The sequence below is a fragment of the Gilliamella sp. Lep-s35 genome, assembly GCF_009795845.1.
Lineage (GTDB): Bacteria > Pseudomonadota > Gammaproteobacteria > Enterobacterales > Orbaceae > Gilliamella.
Window position 1 is genome coordinate 23,498 of record NZ_WTEX01000019.1, and the last position, 21,860, is coordinate 45,357.

Annotated in this window: 14 protein-coding genes and 1 riboswitch; of the genes, 5 read left to right on the forward strand and 9 right to left on the reverse strand. The window is 35.1% G+C overall.

Annotated elements, in window-relative coordinates; all coding sequences use genetic code 11:
* Nucleotides 1-50 precede the first annotated feature (50 nt).
* The gene (locus tag GQ590_RS08910; RefSeq protein WP_160408445.1) at nt 51-755 is read right to left on the reverse strand and encodes a GntR family transcriptional regulator; all 705 of its coding nucleotides are present in this window, start codon (nt 753-755) and stop codon (nt 51-53) included.
* Between the two features lie 177 nt (nt 756-932).
* Here GQ590_RS08910 and GQ590_RS08915 point away from each other — a divergent pair, with 177 nt between their 5' ends.
* A complete protein-coding gene (locus GQ590_RS08915) occupies nt 933-2,804 on the forward strand; it encodes a glucose PTS transporter subunit IIA (RefSeq protein ID WP_160408443.1) in 1,872 nt (623 codons plus the stop codon).
* 13 nt (nt 2,805-2,817) lie between these two features.
* Nucleotides 2,818-4,254, forward strand: a complete 1,437-nt coding sequence (locus GQ590_RS08920; RefSeq protein ID WP_160408441.1) for a 6-phospho-beta-glucosidase — start codon at nt 2,818-2,820, stop codon at nt 4,252-4,254.
* Between the two features lie 80 nt (nt 4,255-4,334).
* Here the strand turns inward: GQ590_RS08920 and dinB are convergent, their stop codons facing one another.
* The 5 genes from dinB to thiB form a co-directional block, all read right to left on the reverse strand.
* Nucleotides 4,335-5,390, reverse strand: coding sequence for a DNA polymerase IV (dinB, locus tag GQ590_RS08925; protein ID WP_160408439.1), 1,056 nt, complete (start codon nt 5,388-5,390; stop codon nt 4,335-4,337).
* An 85-nt stretch (nt 5,391-5,475) separates the two neighbouring features.
* Entirely contained in the window at nt 5,476-7,182 is a 1,707-nt protein-coding gene (cptA, locus tag GQ590_RS08930) for a phosphoethanolamine transferase CptA (RefSeq protein WP_160408437.1), read from the reverse strand.
* 177 nt (nt 7,183-7,359) lie between these two features.
* Nucleotides 7,360-8,070 (reverse strand): thiamine ABC transporter ATP-binding protein ThiQ, encoded by a 711-nt coding sequence (gene thiQ, locus GQ590_RS08935; protein WP_160408435.1) that lies wholly within the window; start codon nt 8,068-8,070, stop codon nt 7,360-7,362.
* The gene (gene thiP / locus GQ590_RS08940) at nt 8,054-9,625 is read right to left on the reverse strand and encodes a thiamine/thiamine pyrophosphate ABC transporter permease (protein ID WP_160408434.1); all 1,572 of its coding nucleotides are present in this window, start codon (nt 9,623-9,625) and stop codon (nt 8,054-8,056) included. The genes thiQ and thiP overlap by 17 nt, the downstream gene beginning before the upstream one ends.
* A 14-nt stretch (nt 9,626-9,639) precedes the next feature.
* A complete protein-coding gene (thiB, locus tag GQ590_RS08945; protein WP_160408432.1) occupies nt 9,640-10,644 on the reverse strand; it encodes a thiamine ABC transporter substrate binding subunit in 1,005 nt (334 codons plus the stop codon).
* 41 nt (nt 10,645-10,685) lie between these two features.
* Nucleotides 10,686-10,794: riboswitch (TPP riboswitch) on the reverse strand.
* Between the two features lie 910 nt (nt 10,795-11,704).
* Between thiB and argS the strand changes: the two genes are divergently transcribed.
* From argS to GQ590_RS08960, 3 genes are all read left to right on the forward strand, one after another.
* Entirely contained in the window at nt 11,705-13,438 is a 1,734-nt protein-coding gene (argS, locus tag GQ590_RS08950; protein ID WP_160408430.1) for an arginine--tRNA ligase, read from the forward strand.
* A gap of 103 nt (nt 13,439-13,541) precedes the next feature.
* Nucleotides 13,542-13,760: a hypothetical protein gene (locus GQ590_RS08955; RefSeq protein WP_160408428.1), complete on the forward strand. Its 219-nt coding sequence runs from the start codon at nt 13,542-13,544 to the stop codon at nt 13,758-13,760.
* A gap of 334 nt (nt 13,761-14,094) precedes the next feature.
* Nucleotides 14,095-15,111, forward strand: coding sequence for an amidohydrolase family protein (locus tag GQ590_RS08960; protein WP_202112948.1), 1,017 nt, complete (start codon nt 14,095-14,097; stop codon nt 15,109-15,111).
* Between the two features lie 125 nt (nt 15,112-15,236).
* Here the strand turns inward: GQ590_RS08960 and GQ590_RS08965 are convergent, their stop codons facing one another.
* The 3 genes from GQ590_RS08965 to GQ590_RS12490 all read right to left on the reverse strand — a co-directional run.
* Nucleotides 15,237-16,565 (reverse strand): HlyD family type I secretion periplasmic adaptor subunit, encoded by a 1,329-nt coding sequence (locus GQ590_RS08965; RefSeq protein ID WP_160408426.1) that lies wholly within the window; start codon nt 16,563-16,565, stop codon nt 15,237-15,239.
* Nucleotides 16,565-18,673 (reverse strand): type I secretion system permease/ATPase, encoded by a 2,109-nt coding sequence (locus tag GQ590_RS08970; RefSeq protein ID WP_160408424.1) that lies wholly within the window; start codon nt 18,671-18,673, stop codon nt 16,565-16,567. The genes GQ590_RS08965 and GQ590_RS08970 overlap by 1 nt, the downstream gene beginning before the upstream one ends.
* 113 nt (nt 18,674-18,786) lie before the next feature.
* On the reverse strand, nt 18,787-21,860 hold a 3,074-nt coding region (locus tag GQ590_RS12490; protein ID WP_305040790.1), incomplete at its 5' end, for a calcium-binding protein.

Consider the following 21,860-nt stretch of genomic DNA (forward strand, 5'->3'; position numbering starts at 1 on the left):
GGAGCTTGATATTTGGCTCCTCTTATTAATTGATAATTTAATAGATAAAATCACTTTGAATGATTTTGTATACAAAATCTTGCATTTTCATAATGGTAAATAATGGTTGAAAAGTCAAAGGGTTCGCCAGCTGTGGTATAAAATACCTCTTCCACACAAAGAGCTGGTTCACCTGCTTGTAAGCCAAGATATTGAGCTGTTTCGGCATCAAGTTTGATTACTTGAAAATATTTATCAGAAAAACCAATATTAATATTATAATTATCTTGAATGTAACTAAAAATTGAGTTTTCAACAATTTCTTTATTCAAGTAATTGATTAATTTTTTGCGATAATAAGATTGCTCTAGGCCATATAATTTACCATCAACATAGCGCAGGCGTTTAATAAAATAAACATCCTCATCGTCATCACACTGTAAATTATCTTTTACCTTTGAGTTTGGTTTAATAAGATCGACATTAAAAACTTTGGATACACCATAAGTATCGTCTAAATCAACTGTAAATCCATGACTTTGTAAAAAATTGAGATAGCCTCTTTTTTTACGTTGGCGTACAAAAATACCACTACCTTGCACTTGGTAAATCACCCCTTGCCGTTCAAGGCAATTGAGCGCTTTGATAATTGTGCTACGACTGACCTGATATTGGTTAATTAAGCCTTCAATATTAGCAAGTTGCGCCCCTTTTGGTAATTGCTGCTGATAAATCAGCTGTTTAATCTTCCCTGCAACATATTGATATTTAACCATTCAAAATTATTTTCTATTCTACAAAAGTTTAATGATTATTTTATACAGGTTATATTTAATTTTTAAACTAAATTACATAAAAAAGAGATCTAGATCACAAACAATATAATTGATCATTAACAATTTAAAATTTCAGACTAAGATAAAGGCATTAACTTGCTTTAAGGAGCTAAATCAATGTCATCAAAAATTAGAGACTATAACAAACTCGCTGTTGATATTTTAAATGAACTAGGCGGTGAAAATAACATTGTGACAGTTGCGCGTTGTGCAACCCGTCTTCGCCTTGTAACAAAAACAACCCCAGATCAAGCAAAAGAAAACATAGCAAAGCTACCTGGTGTTATTACTGTGGTTGAAAAAGGAGGACAAATCCAAGTTGTAATTGGTACTAACGTTGATAAAGTCTATAATGCATTTATTCAACTTGTTAATACAAATAACAATATTGAAGCTAGCAGTGATAATAATATCTTAAATAAAATCATTGCAACAATGTCGGCAGTATTTGCCCCATTTGTCTATATTTTAGCTGCATCAGGGATTTTGCAAGGTATCTTGATTTTAATCAAATTGGCTTGTCCTGAGCTAGAAAAAACTGGAACTTTTCAGATATTTAATTTTATCTCTTGGGCGCCTTTTGTTTTTTTACCTATTTTTATTGCCATTACGGCTTCGCAACATTTTCGTTGTAATTTATATATTGCAGTTGCATGTTGTGCTGCACTGTTATCACCAACATGGACTGAGTTTGCAAAACTAATAAGCGAAGGGCACGAAATTGATCTATTTGGTATTGCGCTATCAAAAACCACTTATGCCTCAACCGTTTTACCACCATTATTTTTAGTTTGGTTACTTTCATATTTAGAACGGTTCCTAGAGCCTCTCCTACATAGCATTATAAAGCCAGTTTTACTGCCATTATTTAGTCTTGTTATAATGGTTCCATTAACATTGCTTATTGTTGGTCCATTAACTGCCTATGGTGCACAATACATTGCTAACGGTTATAATTGGTTTGTCAGTCTAGCACCTTCAATTGCAGGCGGAATCATCGGTGCAGTTTGGCAAGTTTTTGTAATTTTTGGAGTACATTGGGGTATTACACCAGTTATTGTTGAAAACTTTAAACAATATGGTCAAGACTCTTTCCAAGCTTTCCAAACCATTGCCGTTATTGGTCAAGTCGGTGCAGCATTCGGTTTTTACTTAAAAACCAAAACTCAAGAGATGAAAGGTATTTCATTATCTGCTTTTATCACTGGCTTATTCGGTATAACCGAACCTGCTATTTATGGTGTTAATTTACGCTTTAAAAAGCCATTTATTTATGGCTGTATCTGCGCATCTTTAGGTGGTATTGTTGCTGGATTTTTTGCTCCTCACTATGTTGCTTATGCTGGTTTACCTGGCCCTTTAACTATCGTCAATGCGATTAGCCCTCATAATCCAGATTCATTTTTTGGTGTTTTAATTGGATCAGGCATTGCTTTATTTGGACCTGTAATTTTAATCCAAATATTTGGTACAGGTGAAACAAAGCAAGATATAGCTAACATTAAAGATGATACCCCTAAAATTCTTCTTGATGAGGTTGAAATTACAAGCCCAATGACAGGTCATGCTTTACCATTAAGTGAAGTGCCCGATCCTGCTTTTTCACAAAAACTGATGGGCGAAGGGATTGCAATTGAACCTACAGATAATCACGTTTATGCGCCTTTTGATGCCAAGATAACTGCGGTATTTGAAAATTCTAAACATGCCATTGGGTTAACATTAGATAACGGTGTTGAGTTATTAATTCATGTGGGGATTGATACCGTTAATTTAACTAATAATGAGTTTGAATATCACATTGAATTAAATCAAAAAGTGAAAAAAGGAGATTTGCTAATTAGCTTTAATCCTGATGCTATTAAACAAGCTGGTTATCCATTAATTACGCCAATTATTATTGTTAACACCGATCAATACCAATTAATTTCATTAACCGATAAAACTGACGTAACGATTAATGATATCATATTTAAAATTAAGCAATAACAAGGAATCAAAAATGACGAAAAAACCATTTTTATGGGGCGGTGCTTTAGCCGCTCACCAATTTGAAGGCGGTTGGAACGAAGGCGGTAAAGGCCCAAGCGTTGTTGATGTCATGACAGCAGGTGCTCATGGTGTTGCAAGGCAAATCACGCAAGATATTGAAGCAGGTAAATTTTATCCAAACCATACAGCGATTGATTTTTATCATCATTATAAAGAAGATATTAAGCTTTTTGCTGAATTAGGCCTAAAATGTTTACGCACTTCGATTGCTTGGACACGAATTTTTCCAAAAGGTGATGAGCTTGAACCAAATGAAGAAGGTCTACGTTTTTACGATGATGTTTTTGATGAATTAATTGCTAATGGAATTGAGCCTGTCATTACCTTATCGCATTTTGAAATACCTTTACATATTGCTCGCCATTATGGTGGTTTTAGAAACCGTAAAACAGTTGAATTTTTTGAACGTTTTGCCACTGCATGTTTTGAGCGTTATAAAAATAAAGTCAAATACTGGATGACATTTAACGAAATCAACAATCAAATGGATACCAGTAACCCTATCTTTTTTTGGACTAACTCTGGCGTACAAGTTAAACCGGGCGAAAATCCGCAAGAAGTCCTGTACCAAGTTGCTCACTATGAACTATTAGCCAGTGCTAAGGCAGTGATTGCTGGTAAAAAAATCAATCCTGATTTTCAAATTGGTTGTATGGTTTCACATGTGCCAATTTATCCATTTTCATGCAATCCTGAAGATATGATGGCTTCAGAAATTGCCATGCACCAAAGATTCTTCTTCCCTGATGTTCATGTTCGTGGCTATTATCCAGCTTATGCCTTAAAAGAGTTTGAACGAGAAGGTTACAAACTTGATATTACTGACGAAGACTTAGCCTGTTTGAAAAAAGGCACTGTTGATTACATTGGTTTTAGCTATTACATGTCTACTGTTGTTAAAGCTGATGCCAAAAATGATAATCGTGACAACATTGTTAACGGCGCATTACCAAATGCCGTTGAAAACCCTTACATCAAAAGCAGTGATTGGGGATGGCCAATTGACCCTGAAGGTTTAAGGTATACATTAAATCGCTTATATGATCGTTACCAGCTACCTTTGTTTATTGTTGAAAACGGCTTTGGCGCCATTGATGAACTCGAAAACGGCAATCAAATACACGACAAACCGCGTATTGAATACTTAGGTGCCCATATTAAAGCCATGCAAACCGCTATGGATTATGATGGCGTTGATGTCATAGGCTATACCGCTTGGGGTATTATTGATGTTGTTTCATTCACTACTGGCGAAATGAAAAAACGTTATGGCGTCATTTATGTTGATCGTGACAATGAAGGAAACGGCAGCATGAAACGTTATAAAAAAGACTCATTTGAATGGTATAAAAACGTCATTAGTACTAATGGTGAAAGTTTAAAATAATAATTTTCAATTAGTTATTATTCTATAATGAGGATGTTTAAGGCGTTGCCAACATCCTCTTTTTTATAAATTAACAATGACTAAAATAGAAAAATCAGCTGCTTTTCAACTTGCGGATCGATTAACGTAACATGGAACCCAATTAGCCGAACGCCACGACCATTACGCCGCTCAACCCAAACTTTATGTGCTTGTTCAATTAAATCAGCTTTATCTAATTTAGACCATGCATGTTCTTGTGTTGTAAGTTGAAAATCATCAAACTTAAATTTGACCCCTTGCCGAGCTATAGACAAATCAGCACGCACTTTGCTTAACCGTTTTTCCATTTCATCAAATAATGGGTCGAACTGCAATAAACACTCTTCCCAGCTATGAATATCATCAGTTAAAGTACGCTCAACGCCAACAGATTTACGTTGCCTATCATTACACACTTTGCGATCATCGATACCTTGGCATCGTTCATACAATACTCGCCCAAATTTACCAAATTGCTTAATTAATTTAGTTACATCATAATTAACCACATCATTGCACGTAAATAGCCCCAATTGGGCTAATTTCTTTTCTGTTACTTTACCCACTCCTGGGATTTTTTTTAAGGAAAGCTTCTCAATAAAGCTATCAACTTCATCGGGTGTTATCACATATTGACCATTAGGCTTGTTCATATCAGAAGCCACTTTAGCAAGAAACTTAAGAGGTGCAACGCCAGCTGATGCGGTTAATTCAAGTTCATTAAAAATAGCTTGGCGAATATCTTGAGCGATAAAAGTGGCAGATCCATAACAACGTTTGCAATCGGTAACATCAAGGTAAGCTTCGTCGAGCGATAGTGCTTCAATAGATTCAGTATACCGTTTAAATATTTGGTGGATTTGTTTAGATACTTCTTTATACACTGCATGCCTACCTGGTATTATTTTAAGATTAGGACACAGTTTTACTGCTTGCGCCATAGACATAGCGCTATGTATACCATATTGACGAGCTAAATAATTGGCAGTAGCAACCACACCACGTTTACGAGGATCCCCCCCTACTGCAATAGGTATATTACGATAACGGGGATTATCCCTCATTTCAACGGCGGCATAAAAACAATCCATATCGACATGAATGATTTTTCGCATAAATTGGTTCACAACATCTTAAAATATACACTGTATAAATATACAATACCATAATTTAAACCGTTGTGTAAATAACCTGTGGTGGTTACTTAGGTAATTTATCAAAATCAATTAAACCATTTTTATCATAAGGATCACCAATCCAACGAATCGACTCATGAAAATTAGGATTAACAACACTTTTTTCAGGAACATATAAATTATAACTTAATCCAGCTAAATCAGACCAAGTGTGGATCAAATCTTGTGTACTAAATTTGCGATCCACATAATTTTGATAATTATTTGGATGTGTTTTTATCCATGTTGGCGATTGCCAAAGCATAAATGGTATAGTATACATAGTGCGTGTTGGGGCTTTCTCGTTTCGACCCAAAATATTGTGCGGAGGTGTTTGATAAACATCCTCGCCATGATCTGAAAAGTACAACATAAACCCATTTTGCTGGCTATTTTTAAAGATATTAAAAAGTGTTGTTGTAACGTAATCGTTATAACTTACCGCATTATCATAAGTATTATAAATACCCACTTTATCGTTATCAATATTAAACGAAATGCCTGCCTTATCTTTAAAACGATCATGTTCGCCTCCTTTCGGATAACGAAATTCGTATTTCATATGCGTTCCGAGCAAATGAATAACGATAAATTTCTTTTCACTTGGATCGGTTAATACTTTTTTAAATGGATCAAAGACAGACTCATCATATCGTCTTGCACTTTGGTTACGATCATTATTCATATAAAATTGTTCATCAGTTTGCTGAGAAAACATTGTTAGCATTGTATTACGTCGCGTCATTGTTTGCTGGTTGGTAATCCAAAATGTCTTATATCCTGCTTGTTTCATTAAATGCATTAAAGAAGGTGTTTTTAAATATAAATCAGGATGTTTTTCATCAGCAAAAGTTAACGCCTGTTGCAAAATTTCAATGGTATAAGGCCTTGACGAAACCACATCATTAAATACCACAAAATCTGGGTTATCTTTTTTAAACTGCTCAATTTGTGGTGTGGTATCGCGTTCATAGCCATAAATGCCCATTCGATTGCGTGTTGTTGACTCACCGATAACTAGTACTAACGTTCTTGGAGTATTGCCGTTGGTATCTTTTAAGTTTTCTAATGGTGGTAACGTTTGTAAATGATTTAAAATATCTTCCATATTAGATAGTTGTGTTCGATAAGCCAAATAACTATTAAGAAGTTGCCATGGTACGGTTGTTTCCATGCGCGTTAACAAATGAGATCCTGCTTTTCCAATAGAAGATTTTTTGATTGTAACGCTGATAAACACCGGCATAACGGCATAAATCACAATTAATAGTGATGCAATCGATTTAGTACGGTTTTTAACATAAACTGGTTTGACTTTAGTCCAAAGATAAATTCCAATTAAACTATAAATAATCAGAACTGCAACTAATTTAAAGCTCAAATATTGTTGAATAAACTCACTAGATTCTGTAAAGTTTGATTCGGCCATAATAAAAAACACACTTTGCGAAAATTCCTGCCGATAAATAGTAAAATAACCAACAGGAATCAAAGACAAACTTCCTACAATTATCCCAAAAACAGTCGCAATTTTCCGCGTATAGTTAGGAAAAATCAAAATGGGAATAAGCCAAATCAAGCTATAAATGATAGAATCACGCAACCCAATGACATTTGAATGACCAGAAAAGAAAATATACAATTGCAATGCACTAGAAAAATAAGTAAAAAATAGAATATCAAAGATAAGCGCTGACCAACTAAATGAACGATTTATTTTTGTATTTTCCATAGAGATTGAATAAGTTAAGTGTAGTTATTAGCAACAATCTACACAAAATAGATTAATAAAACCTTAAGATATAACTGCATGAATTTAAATTAATAACAAGTCAAATTTGCAAAAATTGATTTAGAAAAAGCATAAATCAATATAGACAGCAAAAAGGCCTTTATTTAGCCCTAACAACTACGCTTTATTGAAATTAAAACCCAACATGTTGGCAATATGGTTATTTTCAGATTGTTTTAGTTGCTTTGGCAAACCGTTAAAGACAATCTGCCCATTATCTACCACCAAACAACGTGAAAAATAACCTAGAAAATCGCCAATATGATGCGATACCATCATTAATGTCAAATTAAACTCGTCACAAATTTGATTAACTAGTGCTAACATTTCAAAACGTAAGGCTTGATCGAGCGCTGAAAATGGCTCGTCTAACAATAAAATAGGACGCCGTTGAATTAAGCAGCGTGCTAAAGCAACACGTTGACATTGCCCGCCTGAAAGCTGATCAGGGTAACGATCATTAAAGCCCACTAAACCGACTTTAGCTAACATATCATCAATGGTTTGCCGTTCGGAATCAGTGAGTTTTAAGCAAGGTCTAATACCTAAACCTATATTTTGTTCAACCGTTAAATGACTAAATAAATTATTATGCTGAAATAAAATTGAAACAGGCCGTTTACCAGGTAAAATATTAGTCATTTTTTGATGATTAAGTAAAATATTACCAGAATCAGGAAAAATAAACCCTGCTATCAAACTTAGCAAGGTACTTTTACCCGCACCACTTGGCCCTACAATCAGCACCTTGTCTTTAGAAGCTATTTTAATATCAAAATGCATTTTAAAATTATCATAATGATAATTAATTTTATTTAGTTCTATCATAATCTATCACTATCAACAAACTAAAAGATAATATTAACAATAAAGCAGCCGTTACGGTACTTTCTTGATAATGATAATGTGATATCTGCTCGTACAAATAATAAGGTAGCGTAGTGACAGATTGCCCCCCAAACAACGCAATAATACCAAAATCCCCCAATGACAAGATCGCCGCAAAAGCAAAACTCTGAAAAATTAATTTTTTTAATGCTTTATATTCAATTAAATAAAAATGCAAAAATCCATTAATATTAAGTGATTGGCTTAATTGCCAGTAACGTGATGTGACATCATACATGGGCATGGCAAGATTTTTTAATATAAAAGGTAATGCCATTAAACCGTTACATAACATCATTAACCCACAAACAAAGGCAGTGTTATAAGCAAAAGGAAACAACAATAAAAATAAACCTGATGCAAGTACCATACTTGGAATAACTAAAATGAGCGACCCCACTAACATTAACCGATTACTCCAACGTGTTTGCTGATTAATCAACAAACGGCTATTGGTATAAAGCAACAATAACGCAAGCAACATAGCAATAATGGCCGAACCAAAGGCAATTAATAATGAAAACATGATAGCTCGTTGAAAATCTACCGTTAAAAATACCCACTTAAAAGAACAGATACCTTCAATTAATATAATAACAATTGGCAATGAAATAAATAATCCACCAATAACAACAATTACCATACACAACAACGCCAAATTCCACGAAACAGGTAAACGGTAGTATGATCTAAAATAACGCACGTTAATTTTTTGCCTATGATTAATTTTTTGCATCAAACACATAAAAATAGCACAATAAACCAACTGCAAACATGCTAAAAGCACAGCTTCAATCAAATCAAAATCACGAATAGCTTGATAAATAGCAACTTCAAGTGTGGTATATTTGGGCCCTCCTCCAAGTGCCAATGGGATAGAAAAGCTAGAAAAACAAAGCATAAAAATAAGCGTTGCCATTGGAAGTAACTGTCGAGATAACAATGGCCATTCAATCAATTTAAAATAAAAAAAACTTGAAAAATTCAATTGCGCTGCCAATTGTTTTTGTTCAATTGGTACACTATTTAACGTTTGATAAAACAAACAACAAGCATACGGAAGATTAAGAAATACATGGGCAAGTAAAATACCTTTTAAACCATAGATTGAGCTAAAAAATGACACGCCAAAATAATCAAAAATTGACGCCAATAAACCATGTTGTCCATAAATAGATAATAACCCTGTAACTACAACCAATGTAGGCAAAATAAAGGTAATAGGCATAATGCGCAACAATAACCCCTTACCCCAAAAATTAACCATTGACAAAGCCTTTGCCATCAATATTGCTAACAATACAGATAACACTGTCGATAGCGTTGCTTGATATGTCGTTACCCAAATGATATGCAATAAGTAACTATCAAAATAAACCGTTAAATTATTGGATTTAATCGCTGTTATGCAAAGTGCAAATAGCGCAGCACCTAATACAGTTAAGATTAAGCTTGCTGCGCTAATACCGGGAAGTAACGTTCTTAATTTCAACATTAAACTCAATAAAACTATTGACTAATCGTAGATTTCCATTCACGCACCCAAGCTTTTTGTTGGCTTTCAACTTGCTTTGCATCAAACTCAAGCGCTTTATTGACAGGTTTAATCTGTCCAAAAGCTTCAGGTAATTCGGTATTAACAATAGGATACATAATATTTTTTTCTGCAAATTGACGTTGCACATCGGGCGTTAATAAATATTGCAAAAAGGCACGTGCTAATTCAGGATGATGATTATATTTAGTAATGCCTGCCACTTCAACTTGGCGATAATGCCCTTCATCAAAAATTGCTGCAACATAGCGATGTTCATTATTATTCATAATATGTGCAACAGGTGAAGTACTATAGCTAAGTACAAAATCGGCTTCATCTTTTAAAAATAACCCATAAGATTCGCTCCAACCTTTAGTAATAGTGACTGTATTTTTAGCTATTTTTTGCCATGCAGATACTGCATCATCACCATAGATATTCTTCACCCAAAATAAAAAACCTAAGCCTGGAGTACTTGTTCTAGGATCTTGATAAATAATTCGCCAATTTGCTTTATTATCCACTAACTCATGCATACTATGTGGAGGATTGGTGATCTTTTGTTGATCATAAATAAATGCAAAATAACCAAAATCATAAGGTATAAAATCACTATCCCACCAATCAATATTCAAATTATCAGGCTTGCTGATTTGATGAGGAACAATAATATTAATCATTTTTGCTTGTTCTAAAAGGTTATTATCTAACCCTAAAATAACATCGGCATTAGTTTTATCACCTTCAAGGCGAATTCGATTCAAAATTGACACTCCATCGCCTAAGGTCACGATATCTAGCTGACAGTTACATTGAGCTTCAAACCCTTTTTTTATTTCCTGACCGGGTCCCCATTCTGAAATAAACGAATTGTAACTATAAACAGTCAAAGTAGGTCGTTCGTCGGTAGCGTTAGCATTGTTGTTGATAAAAAGCACAAACAATCCCAACGGTAATAGAATATTTTTAAAAAACATTTTGCCTCCAAAATAGCAAATAAAAGACAAAAGGTTTTGAGTAGGTATAATAACTCAAATCCCTCCGCTGGCATGATCCAGTTCAGGTTCGACGGGTTACGTTAGTCAACCTAACATTCTCAGCCCTTCTGGGCACCCCGTTGAGAACGTTGAGTAGTTTAGAGGTTAGAGTTAGGCTTGTAAATAACGGAACAGGTACTAAAAAGTATAATAAACAGTGTAGAAAAATGCCGAGTTGTTTACACTCCATGATCAAAATAATCTGCTAAAAATTCATAAGGCGTTTTTCTTAAAATTACTTTATGCATCTTAACAAGATTATAAAATTAATCAATTTCTTAAAATTTTATTTCCTATATTTTAAATCATTAAATATTGGCTGATTAGACCGCGCATCAATGCAAAATTCGCATCACGCTTGCGGCTTTTTCATTGATTTGTGGGTAGATGATTTTTGTTGATTTTTTGCTTGATAAACCGGTTATCACGCAATTTATCTAAACAAACATTTATCTAACCAACAAAAGTAACGCCATTTTTGTGAAAAAATTTCAGGAAAGCACCCTGTTTATGTAAAAAAACAATAAAAATCATATCAATATAAAAAGCAACTTAATCACTGCGCAAGACTATATTGTTGTTTGTCTTGTTTCGAGGTCTGAATGTGCTGACAATAGAGCAAGGCTATGCTTGGTCGAAAGCAAATCATAGACTGCACATTAAGACTAAGCGCCGACATCGGTTCAGCTCTAGGCCTCTTCTAGAGCTAAAAGTATGAATTGGCAAGCAATTTGCTTTAATTCTCTGACTCAGGCGTGCTCACTGCAGCCATTTTAATCACTTAAATTACAAACCACCAAAACTACAACTGTAAGCTCAATACATCGACAAAATAACACCTCGATTTTAAACAAAAATTACTTAGAAAAGATATTTATTTAATTAAAGTTTTTTATTTTCTTTTTAAAGAAAAACAATCCCCCATCATATCCAATCAGTGACAATTTATCACTTTCTCGGTATGATATTAGCCATTTTATGATAATCGATTAGGTTTAGTGTGAATATTCAACAATTATTAACGCAACGCGTTTCGCAAGCAATGATTATGGCGGGTGCCGATAAGAACTGTGATGCTTTAATTAAGCAATCAAATAAAGCTCAATTTGGTGATTACCAAGCCAATGGTATTATGGCTGTTGCTAAGAAACTTGGAATGCCACCTCGCGATCTTGCTCAAGCTGTTTTACAACATTTAGATATCGATGATATCGCCGAAAAAGTTGAGATTGCAGGCCCTGGTTTTATTAATATCTTTTTAAAAAATAGCTGGATTGCTGAGCAAAATGAAATTGCATTAAACAGTGACAAACTCAATATCACCCTCCCTGCCAAACCACAAACCATTGTGGTCGATTATTCGGCGCCAAATGTAGCTAAAGAAATGCACGTTGGTCACTTGCGTTCAACCATTATTGGCGATGCGAGTGTGCGTGTTTTGTCATTTTTGGGACATAATGTGATTCGAGCCAATCATGTTGGCGATTGGGGAACGCAATTTGGTATGTTAATTGCGTATCTTGAAAAAATGCAAAATGAACATGCCAATGATATGGAACTTTCAGATTTAGAATCATTCTATCGTGCTGCTAAAAAACACTATGATGAAGACGACGTGTTTGCTGAAAAGGCACGTAATTATGTTGTTAAACTACAAGGTGGTGATGAGTATTGCCGTGATATGTGGCGCAAGCTAGTAGATATTACCATGACGCAAAATATCGCCACTTATCGACGTTTAAATGTTACGTTAACCGTTGAAGATACTATGGGCGAAAGTATCTATAACAGTATGCTGCCAACAATTGTGGCTGATTTAAAACAGAAAAAACTAGCAGTTGAAAGCGATGGCGCGATTGTTGTGTTTTTAGATGAATATAAAAACAAAGAAGGCGAGCCAATGGGTGTTATCATCCAAAAACGTGACGGCGGTTACCTTTATGCTACCACCGATATTGCCTGCGCTAAATACCGTTACGAAACATTGCACGCAGATCGTATCCTTTATTATACCGATTCCCGTCAACATCAACATTTAGAGCAAGTTTGGGCTATTGTACATAAAGCTAAGTATGTACCAGAATCGTTAAAACTTGAGCACCATATGTTTGGTATGATGCTTGGCAAAGATGGAAAGCCGTTTAAAACTCGTTCTGGCGATACAGTTAAACTCAATGACTTGCTCGATGAAGCCTGCGAACGTGCGACAACGTTAATTCGCAGTAAGAATCCTGAATTATCTGAAAGCGAGCTTGCTAAAATTGTCGATGCGGTAGCAATTGGTGCGGTTAAATATGCTGATCTTTCAAAAAACCGTACTACTGATTATGTTTTTGATTGGGATAATATGTTGTCATTCGAGGGCAATACCGCACCTTATTTGCAATATGCTTATACCCGTGTGTTATCTATCTTCAAAAAAGCTAATATTGCAAAAGACAGTTTAACGGGTGATATCTGTTTAGACACCGATAAAGAGCGCGCTTTAGCAACACGTTTAATTCAATTCGATGAGACCATTTCAACCGTTGCAAACGAAGGTACGCCACATGTGCTTTGTGCTTATCTTTATGAAATTGCGACGCTGTTTTCAAGTTTTTATGAAAACTGCCCTATCTTAACGGCAGATAACGAAAGCTTGAAGCAAAGCCGTTTGAAATTATCGTCGTTAACAGCAAAAACCCTCAAAATTGGTCTTGATATGTTAGGTATTAAGACAGTTGAGAAAATGTAACAAAATTGCCACTTATGTTGATGGATTTATAATATCGAACAAGCATAACAACATAAGTGGCTGCTTTGCTAATATGCAATATTTTGTGAATTTTTAGTTATCGATGATTAGGTTTATTATTCGCCAACAAAATAAGTTAATGGCATTACTGCTATTAACCATTGCGCTTGTTGCCATTCGGCTTTATCCCCACGCTCCACTTTCTGAACCATTGACCTTTTCGACTCGTTATTATGATAACAATAATCAGCTAATTCGCATGACATTAACTGATGTTAAATTACTCAGTAATCTCATTTTTGTGACAATAAATTATTATTAATAAATAATTAGTTAATGTTAAATATCTTATTTTTATAGACATTAAACTGATTAAAGATGTTTTTCAAAAACAAAAAATCTAAAAAATAATACTTTAACTATTTCATTTATTTATATATTTTATGAATTATAGTACTTGCTATTACCAATATTTTGGTTAAAATTCCTGCTGTTTTGAATCGATATGGCGTTAGTACAATGAGTAATAGTAAATCAATCGTTTTAATCAATAAAATTATTGATATTATATTTTGTCCTCCTTTTTTGGGGGATTTTTTTTGTCTGCACCATTCGATTTTATCTTTTTATTTTAAACAGAATTGTAGAGGCAGATTATGACCGATAATAAAAAAATGTTATTAACCAGTCGAGATCAAAGCTTAAAAGCTTATTTAATCAATAAAATTAAGCAAAATGGTGGTTGGGTTAATTCGCATATGCATGCAGATCGTGCTTTTACTATCTCGGTTGATAGTTTTGATGTTTATCAAAAACAATCATTAATTGAAAAATGGGATACGCTAGATAAAGTCAAAGCGTCGATGAGCGAGGATGATTATTATCGACATTTTAGTATGGCGGTTGAGCGAATGATTGAACAAGGTGTTAGTGCCATGGGATCGTTTGTTGATATTGACCCAATTGCAGAAGAGCGCGCTATTAAAGGGGCATTACGGGCTCGAGAAACCTATAAAAACGACATCATCATAAAATTAGTCAATCAAACACTTAAAGGTGTTATTGATAAAGAGGCGCGTTATTGGTTTGATAAAGGCGCTGATTTGGTTGATATTATTGGCGGTTTGCCACGTCGTGATGAGCGTGATCATGGCAAAGGTATGGGGCTTAAACATCTTGACGTGTTAATGCAAACTGGTAAATCATTAGGCAAAATGGTGCATGTGCATGTTGACCAATTTAATTCACAAGATGAAATCGAAACAGAACAACTTACTGATAAAACCCTTGAACACGGTATGCATGGGCGTGTGGTTGCAATTCATAGCATATCAATTACTGCACACAGTTTAGAATATCGCCAAAAACTCTATAAAAAAATGCAAGAAGCCAAAATGATGGTTATCGCCTGCCCATTTGCTTGGATCGATAGTCCTCGTCGTGAAGAACAAGGCCCTACTCGTAACTCGCTAACGCCAGTGGATGAACTCGCTGCTGCGGGTATTCCTGTTGCCATTGGCACGGATAATGTGAGTGACTATATGTTACCATTTTCTACGGGCAACATGTGGGAAGAACTTAAACTGTTAGTCACTGGATGCCGTTACACTGATTTAGATAATGTGGTTAATGTGGCAACTAAAAATGGGCGAATGGTGCTGGGTATTGATTGATTAGCTGTAGTAGTTTGAATTTAACCAGTCAGACACCGATTACTCATCGAAATTTATTAGAAAAGTAATATCGATGAGTAATAATTATCTGTCAAATTAAATGAAAGCTATTACAAATTAATGTACTAACGTTGCTTACCAACGTCATCTAAAGCTTCCATCATTGGGCTTAATAGATAGCTTAATAAGGTTCTTTGTCCTGTTATTATTTCCGCAGAAATTGACATCCCTGGCTCTAAATTAACAGCTTGATCATCAATAATTAAGTGATTTTTACTTAATTCAATGACAGCTTTATATACAAGTCCTAAGTCTTTATCTTCAATAGCGTCAGAAGAAATAGTTAACAATTTGCCTTCAATCCAACCATAACGCGTAAAATCAAATGTATCAATCTTTACCGTAACCGATTGATTTTTTCTTAGAAAACCAATATCTTGGTTGCTCACCAAAACTTCTGCAATCAGTTTTTCATTTTCAGGAACAATCTTCAATAGCTCTTGAGGTGCCTCAACTGCAGCGCCTGCATCTCGGTAAGCTAACGATTCTACAATCCCTGCAATAGGGGCTTTTAATTCATACTGTTCAATAAGTGCTTCTAGCTGCTTTTGTTGTACGGATAATAGGTGGTTTTGATTGAGTTTTTGTATTTTTTCCTGTTCAACTTCTTTAATTTTATCGGCAATATGAGACTTTATTTGTGTATCAATTTGAGCATAACTTGCGCGCATCTCTTTCACTTTTGCTTCGGCTGCACTCACAGTAAATTTTGCTTCTAGATATTTTTTCTTAACCTCAAGTAAACTATCTTTACTTGTCATATTTTTTTTATAGAGCACATCTAGCGCCTGATGTTGTTCTTCATAAATCGGTAATAGATTTTCAGCCATCTCTTTTTGAGCTTGATAATTTTCTATCTGAGCCATTAACACTTGTTGGTTTAACTTAAAAACCTCTTTTTCTTTATAATCATCTTCTACTTCAGCTTGAAGTAGCATCGAAATTTGTTTGGCAAGTATTGGGGACTCGGTTTGTAACTCAGTAGGTAAAGTCATCGCCGCTGGGCGATTAAGGTAGTGTTCGTACAATAATGTTAACCTAGCAATATGAAAGCGATTAATCTGTTGTTGTAATAGATTCTCTTCTAATTGTGCTAACAATGATTTGCTATTTAGCTTAATTAAAGGCTGTCCCTTTTCAACATGCTGCCCTTCTTTAACCAATACGGCGACAATTTCGGCTGTGACCGACGTGTTAACGGGTCTTGATAGTTCATTGACAACTAATTTTCCACGAGTGGTGGCAACAATATCAACTTTACTTAACGAGGACCAGCAAACAACAATAACAAATAAAACCATAATTACCCATAATAACAACCTACCAAGGGGGGAAGGCGGTGTCTCTTGAACCTCTAATACAGCAGGCAAAAAGTCACGGTAATTTTTTTTCATCAATGGCTCCCACTTTGTAAATCATGCAGCTTATAATAAATCCCCTTTTTATCTAACAACATTTGATGGGATCCTTGTTCAACAATTTCACCTTTTTCCATTACAATAATGCGATCTGCGTGCCTAACTGTTGATAGGCGGTGAGCAATAATAAAAACCGTTTTATCATGACAAATTTTTGCCATATTATCTTGAATAATCTGTTCTGACTCATAATCAAGCGCACTGGTTGCTTCATCAAAAATAAGCAATTTAGGATTTGTTATTAATGCTCGAGCAATACCAATTCGCTGTTTTTGTCCACCAGATAATTGCCCCCCATTCTCGCCGACTGGCGTGTCATATCCTAATGGAAATTCACTAATAAAATCATGAGCACCGGCCATTATTGCAGCATTAACCACCGCTTCAAGAGGCGCATCAGGAATTGCTAATGCAATATTGTCACGAATAGAGCCATTAAAAAGCTGTGTCTCTTGTAATACCACGCCAATTTGTTTACGTAACCATTGGGGATCTGTTTGTGCAATATCAATACCATCGATAAAAACTTGCCCTTCTATCGGGGTATAGAGTCGCTGTATCAACCTAGTTAATGTACTTTTACCCGATCCTGAGCGCCCAACAATACCGATAACCTCACCAACATTAACCGATAAATTCAATTGTCGAATAACAGGCGCAGCATCGGGTCTATAAGCAAAAGAGATGTTAGCAAAACGGACATGTCCCTTGATTTCTTTCAAAACACTGCTATTTTCTTGTTGTCGTTCCGCAGGAACATTTAATATATCGCCCAAGCGTTTTACTGAAATCGAAACCTGCTGAAAACTTTGCCATAACTGCACTAATCGTAATACGGGGGTTGTTGCTTGTCCTGCAAACATATTAAAAGCGACCAGTCCACCCACAGTCAATTTGCCTTCAATCACTAAATTTGCGCCATACCATAAAATGGCAACACTCGTTAATTTATTAACCAGTTGAGATATTTGCCCTGCAATATTTCCTAAATTTTGTGTTTTAAAACAGCTTGTCACAAAGTAGGCAATTTGTTCATCCCAACGACGTGTCATATGATTTTCAACTGCCATCGCTTTAACTTGCTCAATACCTGAGATACTTTCCACTAAAAAGGCTTGATTTCTAGCACCTTGTTGAAACTGCTCATCAAGACGTCTACGTAACACTGGGGTAATAAAAGCTGATAACATGATATAAGGAATCAATGACACCAAAACAATTAATGTCAGGGGAATACTATAAAATGCCATAATGACAAAAAAAACAATCGCAAAAAGAATATCTAAACAAAGTGTCATTGCACTGCCAGTTAAGAATTCACGTACTGTTTTTAGTTCATAAACACGAGCAACAGTAATACCAACTTGACGCGATTTAAAGTAGCTTAAAGGTAATGAAAGCAGATGTTTATATAGTAACGAACTGAGCATGACATCAATACGTTGCGAGGTATGCGCCATTTGATAATTACGTAACCCACCTAAAATCACATCAAAAATCACGATAGTAAACATTCCAATAGCTAACACATCTAATGTTGTTAAACTTTGATGAGCAAGCACTTTATCTACAACAACCTGAAAAAATAGTGGAGTAACCAAAGCTAAAATTTGGATAAAAAATGAGGCCAATAAAATTTCACCCATCAGTTTTTTATAACGCATAAAAGCTTGAAAAAACCATTGGATGTTAAACTCTCGATTAATTGATTCCCATGTAATTCGTTTGGTAAATAAAAACGCACTCATTTTTTCTTGTACCTGTGGCGTTATCACTTCTGGCTGTTTTTTGTGAGGAGATTGAATCAGCCATTGACCATCTTTAACTGCTAATAAAACGACATAACCTTGCTGCTTTAAATGGACAATAATAGGCGTCGAAATTTTATTATTTAGATTTAATTTATCAATATAGCGGCATTTTAACCCTGTTTTTTTGACTGCTCTAACAAACTGGAGTGGGATATTATGTTCATCATCAAGATAGAACTGTTCTTGTAACGATTTAGTATTGACCGCTAATCCATAAAATTGAGCGATAATCGTAAATCCTAACCATAAATCATTATACTTTTCTTTTTGCATCAATTTTTCCAAAATAATTCACCATTTAGACCGACAAAACAAACTTAAATTCTAAATAAAAGACAGCCCTTATCAGCTGTCTTTTAATGATTAAAATAAAATCTAAAGATTAGTTAGATTTTGATTGAAGGACTAAAATGTGGCGATGGATTGGCCAGTATTAACTCATCGGTTACCACATCACTATCATCATCTGATGCAACAAAAGCACTTATGCTTTGCGTTATTAATGAAAAATTAGCTGTAGATGCATTTGATGAAAATACAGGTAGTGGTATACCATCGTTAATATGAGCGTTAATATCAGCCGCTAACCACGATGAACCATCCGCAAATTGGAAAATATCAATTCGGGAAGATAATCGAGTATCTAGCTTAGTTGAGAACCAATTTTTAATTGTAATAGAATCGGTACCAAATGTTACTAAAAGATCTGTATCCGATTTTTTAATATCAACCATTTTCGCTGAGATCCCTTCTCCAAAACGGATTGTATCAACATCAGATTTTATTCTATTCCAAAAACCGGTGTAACCTAATTCGCCTTGGTTATTTATTGTGTCGTGACCATCACCTAAATTAAACAAGTAAGTATCGTTTCCTGCTCCGCCTGATAACAGGTCATTGCCTTTACCACCTGTTAAGATATCATTACCTTTACTGCCTAAAATAATATCGTCACTATCTGTACCTGTCATTACTAAGCGGTTGTTTAATACCTCATCCCATGTTAATTTGGTGCCATCGGCAAATATAAACTCTTCAATAACGTTATAGCTATTAATGCTTGCGGTTGCTGACGTTGCATTGTAAAAGACATTCTTTAAAGTTATGCTGCTATTACCACCAATTAAGGTTACTTTTATATTAGCCCCTTGGCGTGAAAATATAACGTCATTCGGCGTAATACCATCAATAAACTCTAGTTTATCTTTACCGCCTAATTCTGTCACTTGGTCATGACCACTATTACGGCCAAATTGGTAAATATCATTGTAATTTGAGCTTAACAGTGTCTCATCTTTTGCTGTGCCCGATGTCACAATTGGATTATCATTATACCACTCTTTAATATTAAGTTGTGAGCCATCTACAAATTCAAAAAAATCCACCCTAGCGACTAATTGCGTATCACCAGTTGAAAACCAATTTTTTATGGTGATTGAATTTTGGCTATTAATAGAGATAACTAAATCATTGTTTTTTCTAGAACGACTTAGCATATCAGCACGAATGCCTTCTCCAAAACGGATTGTATCAACATCAGATTTTATTCTATTCCAAAAACTAATGTAGCCTAATTCGCCTTGGTTATTTATTGTGTCGTGACCATCACCTAAATTAAACAAGTAAGTATCGTTTCCGGCTCCGCCTGATAACAGGTCATTGCCTTTACCACCTGTTAAGATATCATTGCCATCCCCCCCAGATAAAGTATCATTACCATCACCTCCTGTTAAGATATCATTACCATCACCACCTGATAAAGTATCATTACCATCACCTCCTGTTAAGATATCATTACCTTTACTGCCTAAAATAATATCGTCACTATCTGTACCTGTCATCACTAAGCCGTTGTTTAATACCTCATCCCACGTTAATTTGGTGCCATCGGCAAATATAAACTCTTCAATAACATTATTGGTATTAATTTTTGCGGTTGCTGATGTTGCATTGACAAAAACATTCTTAAAGGTGATGCTACTTTTGCCGTCAATTAAGGTTGCTGTTATATCTGCCCCTTGGCGTGAAAATATAACGTCATTCGGCGTAATACCATCGATAAACTCTAGCTTATCGTTTCCGCCTAATTCTGTCACTTGGTCATGACCACTATTACGGCCAAATTGGTAAATATCATTGTAATTTGAGCTTAACAGTGTCTCATCTTTTGCTGTGCCCGATGTCACAACTGGATTATCATTATACCACTTTTTAATATTAAGTTGTGAGCCATCTGCAAATTCAAAAAAATCCACCCTAGCGGCTAATTGCGTATCACCAGTTGAGAACCAATTTTTTATGGTGATTGAATTTTGGCTATTAATAGAGATAACTAAATCATTGTTTTTTCTAGAACGACTTAGCATGTCAGCACGAATGCCTTCTCCAAAACGGATTGTATCAACATCAGATTTTATTCTATTCCAAAAACCAATGTAACCTAATTCGCCTTGGTTATTTATTGTGTCGTGACCATCACCTAAATTAAACAAGTAAGTATCGTTTCCGGCTCCGCCTGATAACAGGTCATTGCCTTTACCGCCCGATAAGATATCATTGCCTTTACTGCCTAAAATAATATCGTCACTATCTGTACCTGTCATTACTAAGCGGTTGTTTAATACCTCATCCCACGTTAATTTGGTGCCATCGGCAAATATAAACTCTTCAATAACGTTATAGCTATTAATGCTTGCGGTTGCTGACGTTGTATTGTAAAAGACATTCTTTAAAGTTATGCTGCTATTACCACCAATTAAGGTTACTTTTATATTAGCCCCTTGGCGTGAAAATATAACGTCATTCGGCGTAATACCATCGATAAACTCTAGCTTATCGTTTCCGCCTAATTCTGTCACTTGGTCATGACCACTATTACGGCCAAATTGGTAAATATCATTGTAATTTGAACTTAACAGTGTCTCATCTTCTGCTGTGCCCGATGTCACAATTGGATTATCATTATACCACTCTTTAATATTAAGTTGTGAGCCATCTGCAAATTCAAAAAAATCCACCCTAGCGGCTAATTGCGTATCACCAGTTGAGAACCAATTTTTTATGGTGATTGAATTTTGGCTATTAATAGAGATAACTAAATCATTGTTTTTTCTAGAACGACTTAGCATGTCAGCACGAATGCCTTCTCCAAAATGGATTGTATCAACATCAGATTTTATTCTATTCCAAAAACCGGTGTAACCTAATTCGCCTTGGTTATTTATTGTGTCGTGACCATCACCTAAATTAAACAAGTAAGTATCGTTTCCGGCTCCGCCTGATAACAGGTCATTGCCTTTACCGCCCGATAAGATATCATTGCCATCACCCCCTGATAAAGTATCATTACCATCACCGCCTGATAAGATATCATTACCTTTACTGCCTAAAATAATATCGTCACTATCTGTACCTGTCATTACTAAGCGGTTGTTTAATACCTCATCCCACGTTAATTTGG